Annotated in this window: 3 protein-coding genes; 1 reads left to right on the top strand and 2 read right to left on the bottom strand. The window is 71.4% G+C overall.

Translation table 11 applies throughout. The annotated features are described in order from the left end of the window. Nucleotides 1-831, bottom strand: an 831-nt coding sequence (locus VED21_RS38040; protein ID WP_324891593.1) for a squalene/phytoene synthase family protein, incomplete at its 3' end; no start/stop codon positions are given. A 130-nt stretch (nucleotides 832-961) separates the two neighbouring features. On the opposite strand from VED21_RS38040, the gene VED21_RS38035 reads away from it, so the two are divergent. Then, complete coding sequence (locus VED21_RS38035; RefSeq protein WP_324891592.1) at nucleotides 962-1,834, top strand: phytoene/squalene synthase family protein; 873 nt, start codon at nucleotides 962-964, stop codon at nucleotides 1,832-1,834. A 34-nt stretch (nucleotides 1,835-1,868) separates the two neighbouring features. Here VED21_RS38035 and VED21_RS38030 read toward each other — a convergent pair. Continuing rightward, nucleotides 1,869-2,651, bottom strand: a 783-nt coding sequence (locus VED21_RS38030) for a methyl-accepting chemotaxis protein (protein WP_324891590.1), incomplete at its 5' end; no start/stop codon positions are given.

Here is a 2,651-nt window from a genome sequence, read left to right as displayed (position 1 = left end):
GTACATCTTCTGATGCGCCCGCAGCTCCACGCGTTTCTTCATGGGATCGCGCACCCGGAGCCGCGACGCAAGCGATTCCGCAAGGCTGAGGATCACCGACGCCTCCAGCCGCAGGCCGCGGTGGTTGATCTGGTCGGGCAGGGACGAGGCCCGCTCCAGGAGGCGGTCGGTGTGGTCCAGCACGCGGTCGAAGATGGCACGCAGCTTGGCGTCGCTGTCCTGCTCGACCAGACGCTCGACGCTGACGTGCGCCTCCTCGAACCAGGCGAGCGGGATGTAGCAGCGGCCGAGCTGGACCCAGTCGTCGCGCACGTCCTGCAGGTGGTTGAGGATCTGCAGCGCCGAGCACAGCGCGTCGGCGGCGGGGCCGGCCTCGGCACCCTCGCCGTGCAGCTCCAGCAGGTAGCGGCCGACGGGGTTGGCGGAGAAGCGGCAGTACAGCAGCAGGTCGTTCCAGGTGTGGCAGCGCGCACCCACCGAGTCGCGGCGGAAGGCGCGCAGCACCTGCCGGGCGTGGCGGTCGGACACGCCGGTCTCCTGCAGGCTGGCGCGCAGGTCCAGCGCCGGCTTCAGGTAAGCGTGCTTGGCCTGGCCCGAGGTCAGCGCGCGTTCCAGCGCGTCCAGGTAGGCCAGCTTGCTCTCGGCTTCCAGGTCCGGATCGTCGGCGATGTCGTCCGCCAGACGCACGAACCGGTAGAACGACAGCACGTGCGGGCGCAGATGGCGCGGCAGCAGGCGCGAGGCGACGGGGAAATTCTCGGCGCTCGCTTCCTTGCGGGCGAACGGTCCGGCTTTCGCGGTGGTCGGTGGTGCGACGTTGAAATCGGCCATGGCGTGAAGCCTGCTCCTGCACGGGCATCGGGGGCTGGCGTGGTGACGTCTCTCGACTAATATAATCGCCGCGGCGGCTTTGCCCCGCCTCCAAGGTACATCCACCCCTATTTTTCCGCATCGGCACCCTATGGCGAACCAAACCACCGAACTGTCCTATAGCGGACAGGAGGTTCGGAAATACGACAACGACCGTTTCCTGACGTGCCTATTCGCTCCGGCGGACCGGCGCGAGCATCTGTTCGCCCTCTATGCCTTCAACCTGGAGGTGGCGAAGACGCGGGAAGTGGTGAGCGAGCCGCTGCTCGGACAGATGCGCCTGCAATGGTGGCGCGACAGCGTCGCCGCCGTCTACGGCGAAGGCACGCTGCCCCAGCACGAGGTGGTGCGGCCGCTGGCCGAGGCGGTGGCCGCGCACGGGCTGACGCGGCGGCACTTCGACACGCTGATCGACGCGCGTGAAGCCGACCTGGATGACGAGCCGCCGGCCAGCCTGGACTGCCTCGTCAACTACGCCGAGGCGACGGCGGCGCCGCTGGTCCGGCTGGCGTTGGAGGTGCTGGGAACGGGCGGCGATACTGAGACGGGGGCGGAGGCGGGGGCGGAGGCGGCGCGGCACGCCGGCATCGCGCACGCGCTGACCGGCATCCTGCGCGCCGTGCCCTTCCACGCGCGGCAGGGCCGCGTGATGCTGCCGGCCGACCGGCTGGCCGCGCACGACGTCCGCCCGCGCGACGTGATGGGCCGTGCCAAGGAGCCCGGCGTGCGGGCGGTGATCGGCGAGGTGGCCGCGGTGGCGCGCGAGCATCTGGCGGCGGCGCGGGCGCAGCGTCGCTCCGTGCCGCGGGCGGCGCTGCCGGCGCTGCTGCCCGCCACCCTGGCCGGTGCGCACCTGGACGTGATCGCGCGCGCGGACCACGACGTGCTGGCGCCGCGCGTCCTGATGCCGAACCCCTTCCGCCCGGCCCGGCTGGCCTGGGCGGCGTTCCGGGGGCGGTACTGACACCCCTCTCCCGCCACGGGAGAGGGTTTGGGGCTTACGCCCCCCGCACCTGCCGGATGAAGCGGTCGACCTCGCCGGTCAGGCGGTTGGACTGGCGGGTCAGCGCCTGGGCGGCGGCCAGCACCTCGCCGGCTGCGGTGCCGGTGCCGTGCGCGGCCTGCTGCACGTCGTCGATGGTGGTGGAGATGACCTGCGTGCCCTGGGCCGCCTGCTGAACGTTGCGGGCGATCTCGCGGGTCGCTGCGTCCTGCTGCTCGACGGCCGCCGCGATGGTGGTGGCGATCTCGTTGATCTCGGCGATGGTGCGGGTGATCTCGACGATCGCCTCGACGGCGCTGCTGGTGGCGCCCTGCATGGCGCCGATCTGCTGGCTGATCTCCTCGGTCGCTCGGGCCGTCTGGGTGGCGAGGCTCTTGACCTCAGACGCCACGACCGCGAATCCCTTGCCGGCTTCGCCGGCGCGGGCGGCCTCGATGGTGGCGTTCAGCGCCAGCAGGTTGGTCTGGCTGGCGATGTCGTTGATCAGGCTGACCACGTCGCCGATGCCCCTGGCCTGCTCGGCCAGCGACTGGATGGTGGTGTTGGTGGTCTCGGCCCGCTGGTGCGCGCGCTGGGCGATGGCGGCGCTCTGGCCGACCTGACGGGTGATCTCGCCGATCGAGCTGGTCATCTCCTCGGCGGACGCCGCGACCGTCTGCACGTTAGCCGCCGTCTGCTGGGCGGAGGAGGCGACGTTGGCGGCCTGGGCGCGACTCTGCTCGGCGGTGGAGGACAGGCGCTGGGCGTTGTCTTCCAGCTGCGTGGCGGCGCTGGTCAC

This window comes from Azospirillum sp. (genome assembly GCF_035627195.1).
In the GTDB taxonomy this organism is placed as follows: Bacteria; Pseudomonadota; Alphaproteobacteria; order Azospirillales; family Azospirillaceae; genus Azospirillum.
Note: the sequence above shows the minus strand (reverse complement) of the source record. Positions and strands in the feature narration are given on the sequence as shown.

Coding starts and splice junctions, on each gene's coding strand:
- VED21_RS38035 (WP_324891592.1), top strand. CDS start 962: ATGGCGAACCAAACCACCGAACTGTCCTATAGCGGACAGGAGGTTCGG.